Source organism: Bacillus sp. FSL R5-0659 (assembly GCF_038008785.1).
In the GTDB taxonomy this organism is placed as follows: Bacteria; Bacillota; Bacilli; order Bacillales; family Bacillaceae; genus Bacillus; species Bacillus safensis.
Window position 1 is genome coordinate 1,729,735 of sequence record NZ_JBBOZU010000001.1, and the last position, 18,251, is coordinate 1,747,985.

Sequence of the window (18,251 nt, forward strand, 5' to 3'; positions counted from 1 at the left end):
TCGTTAAGAACAGTGTTCGTTTAAAAAAGTTTATTTTACGAGTGCTTTAATGAAAAGAAAGCACTCGCCCGTCACTATATGATACACTCCAAATATGATTCTTTTCGATTGTTTTCATTATGAGTGTAAGAGGTGTTTCGATGAATAAATTACTAGCAATGTTGATATTAGGATTGAGCTTTAGTGGTGCCGCTCTCATTCTTTCTGTCCCTTTGTTATTCAAGTCCAAACTAGAACAAGCTGAGCTCGTGTTTGCTGCTGGATCAGCGGGCGCTTTTGCAGTATTTGCTGTCTCATGCTTAGTTCTTCGAAAACAATTCAATCGCTAAAAAACCTAAACATCATCCACCATTAGAATAGTGGAGATTTGTTTAGGTTTTGTGACTTACCTTGATATGAACTTAAAGAATGTGGTACAAGCTGATCCCAATACTGAGAGCGAATAACACAAGTGCCGGGATTGCTTTTTTAAAGGGATCTTTGGCCAATACGATCAGAGTAAATGCAGCTGCCAGCATCGTGCCTCCTAACAATAAGCCTGATAATATTGCGATTGTTGGCATCCATATGCCGATCAGCATTCCAGCTGCGCCTATGAGCTCAAAGGCTCCGGTTAAAACATTAAAAAAAGCAGGTAAACCAAATCGTTTGAACTCTTCTGCCATTTTCCCTGATATAATTTTCGATCCTGTTACAAAAAAGAAAGCGGCCAATATCATTTGAAGAATAAGTATGAAAATCGTGATCACATCTTTCTAAGTTATTTGACTGAAACACTCCGTCCAAATGGACAAATTTTCAGCTGATGCAATTTATATGTCATAGCATATATCGGACATAAATAGTTCAGATTAGACATCTCAAGATTCGTAGTGTGAATGAAATAATTTGTTTAAAAGTAATTTTAATTGTTGAATCTCTTCATCGTTTAATTGCTTTGTCACCGTTTGATGTGCATCCATGACAACAGGAAGAATGGCCTTTTTGACCTCGTCCCCTTTTTCTGTTAAAAGCAGATGATGTGAGCGCCGGTCTTGTTCATTATAGATCTTTTTGACAAGCCCTTTTCGTTCCATAGACTGGATCATTCTGACGACAGTGGTTTGATTTTTATCAATTCCTTCTGCCAATTCTTTTTGAGTAGTCCCCTTTTCACTACTCAGAATACTTATAATACTCCATTGTTCAGGCGTGACCCCGTAAGGCTTTAACCTGTTCGTAAAATAATTGGTCATTTTGAGATCGGTACGATGAACGAGATAGCCTATTAAATCTTGTAAATCCATGTAAACACCCTCTATGAAATTTATATGCTATAGCATTTATATTAGTGAAGCCTTTGAAAATTGTCAAATCATCCATCTGCTTGTTTAAAATCAATCCCTGACAAGATATATGGCACTGCTGATTTGATAAACTCCTCTGATGATAAGTGCGAACTATTTTTTCTCCACTCAACAGAAGCTCCGTGAATTCCCCAACTTAAAAAAACAGCTGTGACCTTCAGAATTTGCTTTTCGACATTTGCATATTGATTGATTAACAATTGATAAAAAATAATTTCAAGCTGTTCCCTCACAATAGGAGCAAGTTCAGTTTCATATTCTACTTGGCAGCGGTTATGCAGAGATTGTTGGAAATTCGTTAGTGCTTTAAAAATATTGATAATCGTATCTTCATCAAGTTTACGATGATTGAAATTTATACTTTCTAAATTAATCGATAATACTTCTGATAGTGTTTTATCCAGCAAATCGTATTTATCCTCAAAATGATAATAAAACGTCGCGCGGTTGATCAAGACTTCTGCCGTGACATCTTTGATCGTAATATCCTTAAATTCCTTTTTCGATGAAAGTTTAATAAAAGACTCCATGATTAACTTACGCGTTCTCAGAACCCGAGGATCTGTCTTTGGCTGCGTCATCTTATCCCTCCTCCTTTTTCAACACATCTATCATTCTGTTGGATAAACAACAAATTGAAGAAATTATTGGTGTTGGTCTCACTCATTGTGTCTTAAGATTTAATTGTAAAGTAAATCATTGCTTGATTCAAACAAACTGATAGGCAATAGCGTTCCTACAAAATTTGAGGAGGAAAATGAAATTGAAAAACAATGAGATGTTTTGTGATATAGAAACAGGTGTATGTGGTGTAGGTGAAGAAGAGGATATTCAGGTTATTGATTTTCAGCAACCTAAAAAAACAATAACGCTCTATTATGTAACAGATCCGATTTGTTCGCATTGCTGGGCAATTGAACCTTTGCTGCGTCGATTTAAAGAGCAATATGGACATTATTTTCATTTCCAGACTGTGTTGGGTGGACTGTTAGAGAAATGGCATGGCGGTCCAATTGATCCTGCAAACGGAATTTACAAACCTGCTGATGTGGCTGGCCACTGGAGAGAGGTTGGAGAACATTCCCGCATGCCAATTGATGGGTCCTTAATGATTGACAATCCTGTTCAATCTTCCTACCCGCCCTCTCGCGTATTCAAAGTGATTCAAAAACATCATGATGATGCACTAGCCTATACTTTTTTACGCCGTGCGAGAGAAGCGCTATTTGCATTCAATCAAAATATATCGGATATCACGGTGTTAATTGATATCGTCAACGATCTTGGACTTAACGGAGATGTGATTGTACATGAAGCGGAGCTGCCAAGCGGCCAGGAATTATTAAATCAAGATTTTACTCTAGTTCGAGACCTTGGTGCTAGAGGTTTCCCAACGATCATCTTCGTCAACGAAGAAAATAAAGGAGTCAAAATCACGGGTGGCCGCTCATTTGAAGTCTATGTTGAAGGATTAAAGCAAGCTTTAAACACTGAAGAACTTGAACCGAAAAAACGCCCAGCTGTTTCTACCCTGCTCGAAAAAGAAAAACTTCTATTTTCTAAAGAAATTGAAGTGATGTACGATGTTGACCAATCAGATGTACGGTCTTTTATGAAGAAAGAACTTCCGCAGCAGCAGTATCAAATGAAAGAAGTGCTGGGGGAACTGTATTTTACAACTTCAACATAAGGAGAATGACGATGGCACATTTATTACAGGTGGATTTTAAGATGAAAGGCCCTTTCGGTGATGAAATGGCAAAAGAGTTTGCTGATTTAGCGAAAAGTATAAATGAGGAAGACGGATTCATATGGAAAATATGGACGGAGAATCCGGAGAAGAATGAGGCTGGCGGAATCTACTTATTCGAAACAAAAGAAGCAGCTGAAAACTATCTTGAGATGCATTCTAAAAGAATCACTAGCTTTGGAATAACAGACATCAACGCTAAAATCTTTAACATAAATGCTCATCTTACTCATATCACAAAAGGTCCATTAAAAACTCATCAAGGTTGACACACGAAAAAAAGAGCGGCTGATGGCTGCTCTTTTTTCGTGTGATTTCATCGATTCATCCACTTTACATTTTCTTTTTTCTCTTCATTCACGACGAGTTGGAAGATATCAGGTCTTGAATAATGCCCGACTACATCGAAGTCGAATTGACTAGAAGAAATATCACGCAAATCAAGATCTGCCAGCAGTATCTCTTCCTGACCATAGACAGGTTCTTTTATATATTCGCCTAAAGGACCGACTATTGCACTCCCCCCTCGGCACATCTCATCAGGAGAAGATGCTAATTCATCATAGCAGGCTAAATCTTTAGGATACATCTCTTTATTCACATATTGATTACAAGATAGAACGAAGCATCGGCCTTCTGCGGCAATATGGCGAATCGTAGATTGCCATAGTTCCCTGGAATCTGCCGTAGGGGCTATATAGATTTGGACGCCTTTTGCATACATCGCTGCTCTAGCTAATGGCATATAGTTTTCCCAGCAAATTAAAGCGCCTATTTTACCGTACGGTGTATCGAAAACCGGCAGTGTGCTGCCATCCCCCTCTCCCCATATGAGTCGCTCGGAACCTGTCGGCTTTAGTTTACGGTGCTTTCCAAGTAAGGTTCCATCTGGTCCGAAAAACAATACGGAACAATATAAAGTCCCGCGACTTGATTCGTCATCTCTTTCAATGACACCGATGACGAGGTAGACACCAGCTTTGCGGGCTGCTTCTCCTAATCTGTCAGTCGTTCTACTTGGAACTGGAACTGAATTTTCTAAGTAACGAAGCCAGTCCTTTCTTCCTTCTGGAGAACGGCTTCCTACTGTGGCGCCAAAAGCTAGTCCTCTTGGATAAGCTGGTATAAAAGCTTCAGGAAACACAACAATATTGGCTCCTTTTTCTCCGGCCTCAAGTGTTAACGAAATGGCTTTTTCAGTACTTGCTTCTTTATCCATAATGACAGAAGCAGCTTGAACAACAGCAACTTTACATGTAGACATCTTAACCCCTCCTTAATCAAAGTGTAAAAATAAATATTTATAATGTACAATATATAATGATCATAATAAGTATGCCTATTTGGAATAATGGGAGGATAACATGAACATACGGGACTTTGAAATATTTAAAACGATTGCGGATTGTGGAAGTTTTTCAAGAGCAAGTGAAAAGCTTTTTATAGCCCAGCCTTCCCTCTCTAAAACCATTCAAAAATTAGAGAAAAAACTGGGTGTCATCCTTTTCGATCGGTCAAATCGAATTTTCAAGTTAACGGATGAAGGACAGCTTGTATATGAAAAAGCGATTGCGGTACTGCAGCAAATGAATGAATTGCAAATGGAGCTGGGTGATACCGACACGCATATTCGCGGCCATTTAAAGATCGGTCTGCCGCAAATAATTGGTACCTTTTTCTTTTCGAAAGTGGCAAAAGCTTTTACTCAAAAGCATCCAGATGTGACGCTCGAAATGATTGAGGAGGGCGGCTTACATGTAGAAAAACTCGTTGAGAAAGGCGAAGTAGATGCGGCCTTTATTGTCATACCTGCCCAAAGTCATGAATTAGAAGAACAACTCATTTTTGAAGCGCCGTTTGTGGCTTGTTTACCAAAAAATCACGCTTTAAAAGATGAACAACAGCTCTCGCTTGAACAGCTTAAAGAGGATAAATGGATATTGTTTGATTCTTCATTTGCGTTAAGTCAAGTGATTTTAGAAAGCTGCCGTAAGGAACATTTTGTTCCCGATGTCGCTTACAGCACAACACAATGGGATTTGCTTTTGACATTAGTTCGTGATGAATTAGGAGTTGCGATTATTCCAAGTCCTTTAACGGACATGTATAAAGAGGACATTTGTGTAAAACCAATTAGTAGTCAATATATTCCATGGAAAATTGGCATTGTCGTGAAGAAAGGTCGATATAAAACACGTGCTTTGAAGGCTTTTTTAAAAATCGTCACGAATATATACCATGTAGAAACAAAAAAAGCCTAATTCTCAAGGCTTTTTTCATTTTAGATCACTTTCTGCTCGTTTTCTTAATCAAGTTCACACGATCGTATGATAGACTTTCCACATGTACAGGCTTTTGCAGAATGTAATGATCAAAAAATGTCCTTGTATAGTTTGTGATAAGATTCCGCATCTCCATCGCATCCCGCTTTCCTCTCAGTTCTTCGTTTACACCGGTAAACACGATGTCGCAATAATCTAAATGCGCAGCATGCTCAACAGAGAAATAATAGGTTTCCATGCTATTGTTTGCGCCAATGATCGCATTCATATGATAGTTAGGCTCAGAAAAAAGCAGCATAAAGGGTTTTTTCAGGTCGCTGTCAAGAAGACCAAATGCACCGCTATCGAGGCCGATCCCGCAGGCAAATCGGTCGTCATCCCGGCAAACAATCGCTGTCGTTGGCCCTCCGTAAGAATGTCCAATTATGCCCATGCCGGCGTCAAGCTGCAATCTGCCATTGAAGATGGAATTGAGTTCTCCGGTGTCTAGTTTGTAAAGATAATCAGCTGCATACCTTACATCCTCTGCCTGTAATTTGCTATATTTCGTTAACGGATGAAGTATTGGCAGTGTAAGGACGTTACGGCATGTCTCAATGGCAGTTTCATCGTCAGGCCGCATCGTCATCTGACCAGCCAGCGCCATCATCTCTGGATCTTCAGAAAACGCTATAACGACATCTGAAAAATCCTTTGATACATTAAACAACCGCCCATCTTTACGCTTATACATCGTGCTGTTTTGATGACCGATACTGACGACAACATACCCCATGCTTGCAAGGTCTGTACAGATCACAGTTCCCCATTCTAGAGAGCCGCCCCCGCCGCAAACATAAAATAACACTGGATAGCGTTCTTCCTTCCCGGAAAGAGCGAGGTCGTCGTAACAATGCGTTTGGATATCGATAGAGAAAAAATCCTTTTCCTTCATATACTCAGTGACAAGCGGCTGGTCATGCAGCATTTCGTATACTTCAGGAAACATGTACGTTGATGGGGTCTTCCCTTCATTGCTATCAGACGGATAGTATACAAATGCGGTCAGTTCTCTTTTTGAGTGATCAGATGCCGTGTACTCAAAATCCATCTGTGTGCGTCCGGCAGTATAACCGCCGATTGGTTCTGGGAATGCGTCATATCTTTTCATTCTTTTGTCCCCCTTATGATTTAAAGTGAGTGTGAAAGACACATTGCAAGATAAGCGCTCTCAAAATGATGACCGCTCTCTTTATGTTTCGAGCTTTATGATATAATAACTTGTCAATGCCAGCCGTTGAGTGAAACAGAAATGAACTTTTGGAAGGTATTCATCCTGGTAAAAGATTAAAAGATAGGTGATCACAATGAGAAGGCTTGAGTCTGGTATGTCAGTAGACAATGAAATATTTTCTGATATTGTCAGGTATGAACACGAAACGATAAGCGGATCGACGATTAGCAACTCGAATGTTCATTCACCTATATTTTGGAGCTGTCAGCTGCGTCATCTTGTATTTAATACGTGTGATCTGACGAATGCGAGATTTTTTGCAGGTAGTACGATTGAGCATTGTACTTTTATTCGTTCCGATTTGCGCTCTGTTGGGATTGCTAAAGGCGAGGCTGTTTTTACGAATTGCGAATTTTCCTCCTGTGATATGAGAGGAATGACATTGGAGAATGCTGTGTTTATCGACTGTACATTTTATCAATGTAGGTTTAATGACCGCATTTTACAAGCAGCGAATATTGTTCACTGCACTTTTACCGGTAAGCTAGTGGATATAACGTTTGAGGGAAATGGTAAACAAAAGCTGATCGCCAACTTTGAAAACTGCATTCTTGACGGTGTTCGCTTTACAGGCTGTGACCTGTCGCAATGTATTCCGCCAGCTTCCAAAAACCATCTATATGTTGAAAAGGTCTCCGCGCGTGTCAAACAGGCATTGCTGAAGATAAATCATGACCCTCACCTTTCTGACGAGGATCGGAAAGTACTGGTACGCAGCCTGCGCAAGCTTGAGCATATGGAACAATATATTTTTAACACGGCGCATATGGAGAAAATACATGGGGCTGATTTTGTGGAGCGATTTTTCAGTTATCTGGAATGTAACAAAGAGAACGCTTGATGCGTCCCTCTTCCTGCTAAGTCTAGGTCGTACATCAACTTCTAGTATATTTGAGTGGAATCAGTTCCCCGATTTTCACTTTGACTAATTCGCCATGTATTTCTATATGGAAAAAGCTGATTTTTGTGAATATCAGCTTTTTCGTTATGCTCTTTTATAGCGGGCATACATATAGCGAATGATTTTTGTGATGACAGAGGTACACATGCATAAAAAGGTCATCACCACGACCCAATACATATTTGACATGTCAAACCCAGTATAGGCAAATATGAAAATAGTGGAGACGGCAAATGTGATGATAAGAACGATATAAACTCGCTTAAAGATGCAGTAGCCAACAATCCCCCAAATCAAAGATAACAAAGGCAATGTAAATAAGATCAGCGCCATAGGATGAAGAAAGAAAACACTCATCATGTCACTCTCCTTTATGAACCGGTGAAGAACCGAATATGTATCATATTAATAGGAAATTCGTGCGTTGTAAACAAAAATTGGAATTTAAGGAATTTTTAATCTGAGGTGAATTGACAATCTAAATGTATTTCATGTTGAATGGAAAAAGACTGCTTTCAGTAAGCAGCCTATTTTTTCGAATATTTAAGTCAGAGCATTTTGATGTGTGAAAAAGACCTAACTATTTATCACCTGAATGATTTTTTCCTGAGCATCTTGTGCCTCAGGGATTGGCATGACGACAAACACATGCAGCATTTCTGGGTAAACAAAGGTTTTCATATTAATTCCTTGTTCTGTTAGCTTTTCATCAAGCTTTAGTGCATCTGGATATAAAATATCATGTGTTCCAATAAAATGAGTGATCTTCCCAAGATCATGAAAGTCCCCGTGAATTGGACTGATTAATGGGTCAGTTACCCTTTTATCTGCTGCCCACATTTTTGTAATGACATCTATTCCTTCTGGTGCTAGGATGGGATCTTTATCGGCATATTCAGATATAAGAGGATTGCTTAAACTCATATCAACACATGCAGATAATAAAATAATATCCTTCGGCTGCGGCAGACCTTCCATCTTTAAGAGATGCGCCAAGCCAAGTGAGATATTTCCGCCCGCTGAATCTCCCATAATCGTTAATTGATCGGTACTCTCAACCGTTTTTAGTATTTCTTTATATAGATTTAAGATTTTCGGATAAGTATCTTGGTAGCTATAATGAGGTAATTTAGGATATATAGGAGCGACCACTTTGGCATTAAGGGATTGAGCCATTTTATCCATGTACCACCAATGGAAATTAAGAGGCTGGTTTACCCAAGCGCCACCATGTATATAGAGAATCACCTTTTGCTTTTTCGACATTTGGTCATTCAATGTGAAAACCTGCATTCCTTCGAAAATTTGCTCCTTTATTTCACTCACTAATTTTACATCGTCTCCGATTGCATAAGGCTTCATATTTTCTATTTGAGATAGAAAGTTTTTGGTTTTTTCGACACTAGCAAAACTCTCTTTATTACTTTGGGACGTGAATAATGTTTCAAATTGAATACTTTCTTCAGAACGTTCTCCGTTAAAAATTTCGACACTCATTGTATTTTCTCTCCTTTAAGCAGATATGTTTATTCGTCATCCTCATTCATCACACGAAATGATTTGAGATACACTTGTACTTCTTTCTCAGGAGTCTTTAATAAGTTAGATAAAAGGTCTTGAATGAGGCGCAGGCTTTTGATTTTCTTTTCAATTTCTTCATGTTTATGTTTTACAATTCTTTTTAAAGTATCTAGTTCTATGTCTTGACTCAGCATTTCCAATATTTCTTTTATTTCCTTTAGTGAATAACCTAATGACTTGGCATCTTTGATCAATTGAATTTTCACAATATAATCTTCTGTGTATAGTCTATAACCGTTCGAACGGCGTCTCGGGACAGATAAAATGTTGTGTTCTTCATAGTAACGAATTGCGGCAGGGCTTATTCCAGTTTGTTTGGCCAGTTCACCTCTAGTCATCAACTCCATTGTTACTCCTTTTTTGTGATTTTGTTTTACTATAATTACATTATAAAGGTTGAACTATACTTCAAGGTCAAGAGATGTTTTCGTGAAAAATAAAACACCATCGCATGCAGCCGGTTAAGGCGCCCTGAGATGGTGTTTTTCATCATTCAATCTGCTTTTATAGGTCTTCTCCATTTGATGCAATTACATTTTTGTACCAGAAAAATGAGTCTTTCCGGTAACGATTCAGTGTACCATTTCCTAGGTCGTCTTGATCCACATAGATCAAACCATAGCGTTTAGTCATTTGAGATGTTCCGCAGCTGATTAAGTCAATACAGCCCCAAGGTGTGTATCCCATTAAGTCAACACCTTCTTTTACTGCTTCTTTCATCTGTTCAATATGTTTTTTCAAATAATCAATTCGATAATCATCGTGGATTTTTCCATCTTGTGTCAATGTATCTCTTGCGCCAAGTCCATTTTCACAAACAAATAAAGGCTTTTGGTATCTGTCATACAGTTTAATTAATGAAATGCGCAGACCCATTGGATCGATCGGCCAATCCCATTGTGATAATTCCAAGTGTTCATTTTTAATCGGGCTGTCAAACGTACCCGCTAGCTCAGCGGCATCTTCACGCGCTTCTGCTACGTGTGACATATAGTAGCTGATTGCAACAAAGTCAACAGTGCCCTCTTTCAAAATTTGTTCATCCTGCTCTTCAATATCCAGCTTGATTTGATTATCAGCAAAATATTTCACCATGTATGTTGGATATTCGCCTCTAGCTTGAACATCAGGATAGAACATATTCAATTGATTCGATTTGACTGCCTGCAGCTGATCCTCTGGTTTTGTTGTTTTTGCATAGGCTTCGATTTGGTTAATCATACAGCCAATTTGGACATCTGGAATGATTTCCTTCGCTGCCTTCACTGTTAATGCACTTGCCACAAATTGATGGTGAGATGCTTGGTAAGCAGCCTGTAATTTATGGTCTACTAAATCCTCTAAAATGCCAGCACCTGTATAAAGACTATTGAGGTTCATATTCATTTCATTAAATGTAATCCAATATTTCACTTTGTTTTTATATCTTTCTAAAATCGCACGTGCGTATTTTTCGAACAATGGGACAAGCTCTCTACTCATCCATCCATTATATTTCTCTGTTAAAGTAATCGGCATTTCATAATGAGACATTGTTACTAGCGGTTCAATTCCATATTTCGCACATTCATCAAATACTTTATCGTAAAAAGCCAATCCTTCTTCGTTCGGCTTGTCCTCTAAACCTGTTGGAAAGATTCTTGCCCATGAGATGGACAAACGAAAGACTTTAAATCCCATTTCTGCAAACAGTGCGATATCTTCTTCATAACGATGATAAAAATCAATTCCGCGTCTTTTTGGGAAATCAAATGCATCAGGATTTTCCTTGTATTTGTTTAGTTCAGCTGAACTAACATCGAATGTAAAGTTGTTTACTTTTCCTTGTGCATAGGGATCTTTATATGCCGCGTAGTCTGAAGTTGACAGCCCTTTCCCGCCTTCTAAATATGCGCCCTCTATTTGATTGGCAGCTGTTGCGCCACCCCATAGGAAATTATCTGAAAAACCTTTTTTTAATTCTTTCATTTCAATCATCCCTTCTATTTATGATTAATGAATGAGCATTAAGAGTTTATTTTCTCCTGCGTTGACATAAGAGTCACCTGTATGGATGACAGCTAGGTACTTCGAGGAATTAGTGACGATAATAGGTGTCACAACATTTAATTCTTTTGATTGAATTCCTTCTATATCAAATGATAATAAATGATCCCCGATGTTGATTTCATCTCCTTCTTCCACCAATACCTCAAAGAATTGACCATTTAGGCTGACGGTATCAATCCCTACATGTATTAATAATTCAATCCCATCATCTGAAACCAAACCTATTGCATGTTTAGTAGGTGTAACGGTCACTACTTTTCCGGAAAACGGTGCTTGTACCACCCCCTTATCAGGCATAATCGCTACTCCCTTGCCCATCATTTCGCTTGAGAAAACGGCATCATTGACTTCAGATAAAGGAACGACCTGACCAGTTATAGGTGCTTGTACTTTATAAGGATTTACTTGTCTGGCAGCTTGTTGATTGACTGCATTCTCTGAATCTTTAGATGACTTTCCTTGTTTTAGCGGCTGACCTTCTTCTTTTGTGGCAGGTTCTTTAAAACCAAGGAACATAGTGACAAGCAGTGAGACCAAAAAGCTCAGCGCTATTCCAATTAAAGCGAGCTGGAAATTGTTTGTGCCTTTCATAATGTAGGTTGGCAGAGATGTAATACCTGGAATTGAAAATGCTGTCGTTTTGACTGAAAATAAACCATAAAAACATCCGCCAACTGCGCCGCCAATTAATGAAGCATAGAAAGGCTTTTTCAATCTCAGTGTGACTCCATAAATGGCTGGTTCTGTGATACCAAAGAAACTCGGAAGCAATGTTGATAATGCTAAAGACCTTGTTTCTACTCGTTTTGTGCGAATGATGACTCCTAAAACGGCGCCTGCTTGTGCCATATTGGCAATAAAGTTCATCGGAAGCAGCATGACATCGTATCCAACTTTTTCAAAGCTGGCAAACGTGCTTGGGAAGAATGCGTAATGCATCCCAGTTAGCACAATTAAAGGCATGAGGCCTCCCATTAATAAACCTGCAATCGGTCCAGCAAAATGGAATAAAGAAGTGAAAAAGATCTCTAAATACTGCCCGAAAACGTTTCCAATAGGCGCTATGAAAGCTAGTGTAAGAGGCGCTGTGATCATTAAGCTCAGTACCGGTGTAAATACGATGCTTAAGGATTTTGGAATGACTTTCGTTATCCACTTATCGATAAAGCTAAGCAGCAGTACTCCTAAAATAATCGGTAAAACGGAAGAAGTATAATTATTTAATGGAATACTCAATCCTAAAAAACTAAGTGGGTCTGCTCCTTTTGCTGCCCCTTCCACCATCGTGGGATACAATAAAATCCCAGCGAGTGCCATCGCGAGAGATTCTCGTGTTTTAAATTTCTTCGCTGCAGAATAAGCAATGAGGAAAGGTAAAAAGTAAAAGACAGCATTTGAAAAGATTTGTAGTACAGCATAGGTAGAGCTTTTTTCCGTCAGCCAGCCTAAACTAACGAACAAAGCCATGATCCCTTTAATCAATCCACTACCAACAATCGCCGGCAAAATCGGTGTGAAAATTCCGCTAATGACATCGAATACGACTTCGATTGGATTCATCTTTGACGTATTTTTAGCAGGAGAAGAATCATTGCTGCTGTCACCAATCAGATGGTCTATTTCCTCATAGACTTCTGCAACTTTTGCTCCAATAATGACTTGGAATTGTCCGCTTTGGAATTGCGCTCCGAGCACTCCATCTACTGTTTTCAGTTCATCTACTTTTACCTGTTTTTCATCGTTGATATTAAATCTCAGCCTCGTAATACAATGCCAGCTTTGAGATATATTGCCTGTTCCGCCGATTAATTTGATAATTTCTTGCGCCAATTCTTTGTTGTTCATGTCTTCACCCCTTCATTTTCACAAAAAAAACCTAAACAAAATCCACCATTAGAAAGACCATTCTTCTAAATGGAGATTTGTTTAGGTTAATGCTTTTTCATAACACGCCTAAAAGAAATCATGTATTCTGTTGATGTTTCTTTGTGATTCTTTCAATATGAATGACTAGAAAAACAAGTTCGTCTTCTGTGACATTCCAATTAAATTCACGCTTTAACATTTCTTTAATAATCAAACCGCATGCATAGCTCTTCATATAACGATCCTGAATTAATTCTTTTAATGAATCATCCATCTGCTGAGGCGGTTGATTTGTTTCTTGTCTGACAATAAAATATCTCAAATGAGTGATAAACCTCGAATAATCTATCGATGATTTATCTAATACCATCTCGAAAATGTTTTGAATAATCTTAACGATTTCCTTCGTGAGATGGGTCATTTTGATCGTATCTCCCATAGACTGACCATCTATTTGAGCGTTTACAAAATGAAGGGCAATAAGTGAAGCTTCTGTATCTTCAAAGGTAACCCCCATCATTTTTTGAATAATTTTAAGTGCTTTTTTCCCAATTTGATATTCTTGAAAATATAGATGTGGAATTTCCCATACGATAGGGTTTTCATATTCCATTTTTTCTTGATGCCTTTGAATTGAAAAGGTAAGATGATCAGATAGCGAAAACAGCATGCTGGAACCTAATTTTTTATTCAACATCTCTTCGCCCATATGAATGATTTTTTCAGTTAATAAAAGGATATCAGTTGGGATAGCGGCAAGTTGAGATTCTAATGGAGACGTCTGATCAGAATAAAATGTCTTACTGACAGCGCTCTCATCAAGAGTATCACCTTTTTTCTTCTTAAAGCCTATTCCTGTACCAAAAACAACTACTTCATTTTGCGTGTCTGTTAGAGCTAATACGATATTATTGTTTAAAACTTTAACGACGGTGAACATCTTCATCCCACCTTACCTAAAACTGCTAAAAAAAGCATAAAAAAACACCAAAATCTCAGCAAACAACGTACAAATGTACAACATGTTTACCTGACTTGGTGGTGCCTGATGATATCAGTAACACTCCTGCATCGGTTACGACTTTATTGTAAACACAGGATAAACCAAAGTCAACTATTTTTTTCGGTAAGATAGATTTAAATACCTATATTATAGTATGTCGTTTATAAATTATTTTAAAAGGTAAATAAGTTTAAGGTTGCTGTAAGGTTCGGATTAATACAGGTTAAGGTTCAGGTAGTACAATGGGTTTGTAGTGAATAAATCATAGAGGTGAAACGTTTTGAGAGAAAATAAAATCTTGTCTTCATTATGTTACTTTAGTATCTTTTTTGCACCATTTTTGTTCCCAATTATCGTCTATTTCTTAGGTCAGGACGACGTGAAATATCATGCGAAAAAATCATTATGGACGCATATTATTCCTTATTTGATTTTTGGTATTGGCATCCTTGGTTCAGGTTTACTTGGTATGAAAGATATCAGCCATGCGGGGCCTTTCTTAATTGCGACATATGCAGTAACATTCCTTGTTGCTATCTACTTCTTCATTTGGAACATTGTGAAAGGCATCAAAGTGTTTTCAGAATAAATAATAGATGAAAAAACGGTTCTGTTGTTGATCAGAACCGTTTTTTTTTTTTGTATGTTTTCATGCTGGTAGTTGGATGTCAATTGTTGTTCCTTTTCCTACACTGCTACGGATCGTGATATCCCCGCCGTGCTTGACGATAATATCCTTTGCAATAGCCATCCCAAGACCAGAGCCTGCATGCGAAACTCCTGTATTCGTCCCTCTGTAATAGCGGTCAAACACTTTTTCCAGCTCTGCCTCTTCTATTCCTCTGCCGTTGTCTTGAATCGTAATATGGGTTCTTTCTTTTTGTTCAAGCTGTACAATAATCGTCACATCAGGATCATTGTGAACGAGGGCATTTAAAATCAGATTGGTGACCGCTCTTCGAATGAGGATTTTATCAATATTCAGCATGAGCTTGTCTTCATTCGTTTGAAGCTCAATCGTCTGATCGGCATATCTTGAATCGTTTAAAATATCAATTAACGTTTCCCGCAACAGTGACACAATGTTGACCAGCTCTTTATTTAGCATGACGCCGTTATTTTTCAGCCTTGTTGTTAAATTCAGATCCTCCATGACATCTTTGATATACAATGATTTATTCTCAATGATGCCCGCGTAATGTCTAATGTCCTGGTTTGAAAGAGGATACTTTTGGTCTTTCATGATTTCTGCATAGCCTTGAATAGAAGCTAGCGGCGTTTTAATATCATGAGAAATATGGCTGATCCATTCTTCCCGCATTTGCTCTAGTTTGTCTTTTTCTTTTTTGCTTGAAGCGAGCTGCTCTGATAAGTGATTGACATTATAGAAGACATCTTTATAAATTCCTTTAGCAGGCAGATTTGTCGTGTAATCGCCGTTTGCCAGCCGCTGGATGCTATGAATGGCACGGGCAAGCGGTTTTGTGAGCTGCCGGCTGAATAAGTAACCAATGAGTAACGCTATGATGGCATCAATTGATAATAAAATCATCGTCCCGATATTGAATCTTGTTACTAAGTCCTTCGTGTCAAACGAGAATAGGTACTTTCCGATGGAAGGGTCTTTAAATCCGATAAAGTAGCTGTATTCTTTGCCCTTTACTTTTTTTCCGCCAGCATAAATGGTCGATAATAATTGCTTATCTTTATATTTATGTAAGTTCACGATTTCTATCGGTGTATATTTGTTCTTTAATCCTTTAGGTGCCAGCGCATGATACACGTTTTGGCCATTTTCGTCTAAAATTTGAATCCATGCATTCTGTTGTTTTAAGGCTTTCTGCCCTTCTTTGTTTACGGTAATGCCTTGATCAGAAAAAGAGACGTATTGTTCAAATGATCTTGTGAAGGTTTCGGGCGTATTTTCCTCGTTATGCTGGCTGTTTGCCTGAAGTACGAGCCAAATCATAAATCCGAATAAGTTGATAAAGACCGTGATAATGGTCACGATAATGACAGAGACCATATACCTGCCTGTTAATCGCCATTTCATCTTTACGCATCCTTTACAACAAATTTATAACCAAGCCCTTTGACGGTGACGAGAAACTCTGGTGTTGACGGGGAATCCTCTATTTTTTCCCGTAGTCTTCGGATGTGAACCATTACCGTATTGTCAGAACCGAAGAAGTCTTCCCCCCAAACGGTTTGATAAAGCGTTTCTTTACTGATGACGCGGTTCGGATGCTGCAAGAAGTAGGTCATCAGCAGAAGCTCTTTCGGCGTGAGCTCAATGACCGCTCCATTTTTAGTCAGTTCTGCTTGCTGCTCGTTTAACTCAAACGGCCCTTTTTTGATCACGGGATCGGCTTGAGTTGACTGCAAGTATGAGATCCTTCTCAGCTGCGCTTTCACCCGGTAGGCGACTTCCTTTGGACTGAATGGTTTTGTAATGTAGTCATCTCCGCCGATGGCAAGTCCTACAATTTTGTCGGATTCTTCTCCCTTTGCTGATAAAAAGATAATCGGAACATGGGAGGTCTCTCTGATTTGTCTGCAAATATCATAGCCTTCACCGTCTGGCAGCATAATATCAAGTATGACAAGATCGGGTTGTTCTTGATGAAATTTTGCAAGCCCATCACGGGCAGTTGATGCAGTGATGACGCGATCAATGCCTTCTCTTGTTAATACAGTGTTGATTAATTCCAAGATTTCTTTTTCGTCATCGATCATTAATACTTTGCTTTGAAGCTTTGGCATACATTGATCACTCTCCTGAAGTCATTGCCATTATTATACCCAATGTAAGTACATAGTGAAAAAATCAACTTCCTATTTGCATAAAAAAAGCCAATTTTCTTTTGAAATGAGAAAATTGGCTTTTGGTGATTCAATTCATTTTAGCGTTTGACCACAAATGTTGTCACACTTTGAGCCGGGAGATGAGCCCAAAATTGATTACCTGATATATTTAAGTCTGTACCAGGCTGAAGGTTGCTGTTGCTGCTTGTGATCCATCTTGACGCTTGTGAAGCAGTTCCGTTTTGCATCACAAAGTGCTGATTGACTCCTGTATTGTTTTTGTTAATCGCGACAATGACGACCTGATTGTTTCCTTTATAGGCTGATACGAAAACATTCGGTTCAGGACTTTTCGTTGCATCAATTCTGATGTATCCTGGGCGTACAAACTTGGAGAAATGCGCCATGTTGTAACCGCGTTTGCTGATTAGACCATCTTCTTTCATAGGGCCGTAGGATCTGCGGATGTACCACCAAACATATGCCTGAAAGTCCCCTTCAACCATCGAATGGTGAATATGCTCTGAAACTCCTAATGCTTCAGGCCAGCGGTCCGCTGAATTGTTATCGCTATTCGGGTAGTAGACCTCTGTCATCCAAAGCTCCTTTCCCCCTCCCTTTTGTTTGAAAAGAGGATACGGAAGCTGACTGATTTGGGTTCCGTACAAATGGGCTCCGAGAATGTCCATGTTTCCAAGCGCCTGCGGATCGTTTAGGATAGGATCTGATATATTTTTAAGGTATTGAAAGGATTCTGGTGCGATCACGCGAGCATTAATGGAGCCAGCATTTTCTCTCATGAAACGCAGGATTTCCTGAGGAGTCCACCATGTCCATTCGTGTGCATAATCGGGCTCATTTTGTACAGATATAGCATAGAGATTGACGCCATTATTTTTCATATACGTCACAAAATCGTTCAGATGCTGAGCATATGCGGCGTATTGATTGTATCTGAGTCGCTTTGCAGATGTACCATTCCGGTTGAAGGTCTCTACCATATTGCTTGGAGGATTCCAAGGTGAAGCGATCACCAAAGCTCCATGCTCTATTGCTCTTTTGGCAGTAGCGACCTCTCTGTGCCAATTATTTCTGTTCTCATCTACAAAAATTCTTAGAATGGAAAATCCTAATTGATTCTGCCCATTGCCAAAGGCGGTTTCCCTTTGAGGTGCGGTCAAATCACCAATCCAAGCCGGATGGTTCATTCCGCCAAAGCCGCGAATCACTTGTCTTTCCGCATTGATATTAATATTGGCATCTGCTGCTGAAACCTCAGTCACGCCAGGTCCGATGAACATGACAGACAGCATGGTGAAGCAGATCAATAAAGTGCAGATTGGTTTTTTGATCATTGACATCAAATTCTTCCACTCTCCTATCATCTTGTCTTTC

General features: G+C 39.0%; 20 protein-coding genes. 6 read left to right on the forward strand and 14 right to left on the reverse strand.

Annotated elements, in window-relative coordinates; all coding sequences use genetic code 11:
• Positions 1–140: 140 nt before the first annotated feature.
• Complete coding sequence (locus tag NSQ72_RS08745) at positions 141–329, forward strand: hypothetical protein (protein WP_058838661.1); 189 nt, start codon at positions 141–143, stop codon at positions 327–329.
• Between the two features lie 72 nt (positions 330–401).
• Here NSQ72_RS08745 and NSQ72_RS08750 read toward each other — a convergent pair whose 3' ends face one another.
• From NSQ72_RS08750 to NSQ72_RS08760, 3 genes are all read right to left on the reverse strand, one after another.
• Positions 402–749 (reverse strand): DoxX family protein, encoded by a 348-nt coding sequence (locus NSQ72_RS08750; RefSeq protein WP_260563222.1) that lies wholly within the window; start codon positions 747–749, stop codon positions 402–404.
• A gap of 111 nt (positions 750–860) precedes the next feature.
• Positions 861–1,286, reverse strand: coding sequence for a MarR family winged helix-turn-helix transcriptional regulator (locus NSQ72_RS08755; protein ID WP_041085171.1), 426 nt, complete (start codon positions 1,284–1,286; stop codon positions 861–863).
• Positions 1,287–1,354: 68 nt separating this feature from the next.
• Positions 1,355–1,927 carry a TetR/AcrR family transcriptional regulator gene (locus NSQ72_RS08760; protein ID WP_341083823.1) on the reverse strand — a complete coding sequence of 191 codons (573 nt, stop codon included), beginning with the start codon at positions 1,925–1,927 and terminating at the stop codon, positions 1,355–1,357.
• 182 nt (positions 1,928–2,109) lie between these two features.
• On the opposite strand from NSQ72_RS08760, the gene NSQ72_RS08765 reads away from it, so the two are divergent.
• A complete protein-coding gene (locus NSQ72_RS08765) occupies positions 2,110–3,036 on the forward strand; it encodes a DsbA family protein (protein WP_341083825.1) in 927 nt (308 codons plus the stop codon).
• 11 nt (positions 3,037–3,047) lie between these two features.
• Positions 3,048–3,365 carry a monooxygenase gene (locus tag NSQ72_RS08770; RefSeq protein ID WP_039178985.1) on the forward strand — a complete coding sequence of 106 codons (318 nt, stop codon included), beginning with the start codon at positions 3,048–3,050 and terminating at the stop codon, positions 3,363–3,365.
• Positions 3,366–3,412: 47 nt separating this feature from the next.
• Here NSQ72_RS08770 and NSQ72_RS08775 read toward each other — a convergent pair whose 3' ends face one another.
• Positions 3,413–4,360 carry a carbon-nitrogen hydrolase family protein gene (locus tag NSQ72_RS08775; protein WP_058838656.1) on the reverse strand — a complete coding sequence of 316 codons (948 nt, stop codon included), beginning with the start codon at positions 4,358–4,360 and terminating at the stop codon, positions 3,413–3,415.
• A gap of 100 nt (positions 4,361–4,460) precedes the next feature.
• Between NSQ72_RS08775 and NSQ72_RS08780 the strand changes: the two genes are divergently transcribed.
• Positions 4,461–5,357, forward strand: coding sequence for a LysR family transcriptional regulator (locus NSQ72_RS08780; RefSeq protein ID WP_341083828.1), 897 nt, complete (start codon positions 4,461–4,463; stop codon positions 5,355–5,357).
• 25 nt (positions 5,358–5,382) lie between these two features.
• Here NSQ72_RS08780 and NSQ72_RS08785 read toward each other — a convergent pair whose 3' ends face one another.
• Positions 5,383–6,528, reverse strand: coding sequence for an alpha/beta hydrolase (locus NSQ72_RS08785; RefSeq protein ID WP_341083830.1), 1,146 nt, complete (start codon positions 6,526–6,528; stop codon positions 5,383–5,385).
• 196 nt (positions 6,529–6,724) lie between these two features.
• Here NSQ72_RS08785 and NSQ72_RS08790 point away from each other — a divergent pair, with 196 nt between their 5' ends.
• The gene (locus NSQ72_RS08790) at positions 6,725–7,492 is read left to right on the forward strand and encodes a pentapeptide repeat-containing protein (RefSeq protein WP_039178993.1); all 768 of its coding nucleotides are present in this window, start codon (positions 6,725–6,727) and stop codon (positions 7,490–7,492) included.
• A 144-nt stretch (positions 7,493–7,636) separates the two neighbouring features.
• On the opposite strand, the gene NSQ72_RS08795 is transcribed toward NSQ72_RS08790, so the two are convergent.
• From NSQ72_RS08795 to NSQ72_RS08820, 6 genes are all read right to left on the reverse strand, one after another.
• Entirely contained in the window at positions 7,637–7,909 is a 273-nt protein-coding gene (locus NSQ72_RS08795; RefSeq protein WP_025093220.1) for a DUF2651 family protein, read from the reverse strand.
• 219 nt (positions 7,910–8,128) lie between these two features.
• Complete coding sequence (locus NSQ72_RS08800; RefSeq protein WP_039178996.1) at positions 8,129–9,049, reverse strand: alpha/beta hydrolase fold domain-containing protein; 921 nt, start codon at positions 9,047–9,049, stop codon at positions 8,129–8,131.
• A 29-nt stretch (positions 9,050–9,078) separates the two neighbouring features.
• Positions 9,079–9,480, reverse strand: a complete 402-nt coding sequence (locus NSQ72_RS08805; RefSeq protein WP_341083833.1) for a MerR family transcriptional regulator — start codon at positions 9,478–9,480, stop codon at positions 9,079–9,081.
• A 157-nt stretch (positions 9,481–9,637) separates the two neighbouring features.
• Positions 9,638–11,101 (reverse strand): glycoside hydrolase family 1 protein, encoded by a 1,464-nt coding sequence (locus NSQ72_RS08810; RefSeq protein WP_180272412.1) that lies wholly within the window; start codon positions 11,099–11,101, stop codon positions 9,638–9,640.
• A 24-nt stretch (positions 11,102–11,125) separates the two neighbouring features.
• Positions 11,126–13,027 (reverse strand): beta-glucoside-specific PTS transporter subunit IIABC, encoded by a 1,902-nt coding sequence (locus tag NSQ72_RS08815; RefSeq protein ID WP_268464504.1) that lies wholly within the window; start codon positions 13,025–13,027, stop codon positions 11,126–11,128.
• Between the two features lie 118 nt (positions 13,028–13,145).
• Positions 13,146–13,988: a PRD domain-containing protein gene (locus NSQ72_RS08820; protein ID WP_039179007.1), complete on the reverse strand. Its 843-nt coding sequence runs from the start codon at positions 13,986–13,988 to the stop codon at positions 13,146–13,148.
• A 343-nt stretch (positions 13,989–14,331) separates the two neighbouring features.
• On the opposite strand from NSQ72_RS08820, the gene NSQ72_RS08825 reads away from it, so the two are divergent.
• Entirely contained in the window at positions 14,332–14,640 is a 309-nt protein-coding gene (locus NSQ72_RS08825; protein ID WP_039179010.1) for a DUF4870 domain-containing protein, read from the forward strand.
• A 60-nt stretch (positions 14,641–14,700) separates the two neighbouring features.
• On the opposite strand, the gene NSQ72_RS08830 is transcribed toward NSQ72_RS08825, so the two are convergent.
• From NSQ72_RS08830 to NSQ72_RS08840, 3 genes are all read right to left on the reverse strand, one after another.
• A complete protein-coding gene (locus tag NSQ72_RS08830; RefSeq protein ID WP_341083835.1) occupies positions 14,701–16,104 on the reverse strand; it encodes a sensor histidine kinase in 1,404 nt (467 codons plus the stop codon).
• Positions 16,105–16,106: 2 nt separating this feature from the next.
• A complete protein-coding gene (locus tag NSQ72_RS08835) occupies positions 16,107–16,814 on the reverse strand; it encodes a response regulator transcription factor (RefSeq protein ID WP_047203160.1) in 708 nt (235 codons plus the stop codon).
• 140 nt (positions 16,815–16,954) lie between these two features.
• Positions 16,955–18,220 carry a glucuronoxylanase gene (locus NSQ72_RS08840; protein WP_039179020.1) on the reverse strand — a complete coding sequence of 422 codons (1,266 nt, stop codon included), beginning with the start codon at positions 18,218–18,220 and terminating at the stop codon, positions 16,955–16,957.
• Positions 18,221–18,251 lie beyond the last annotated feature (31 nt).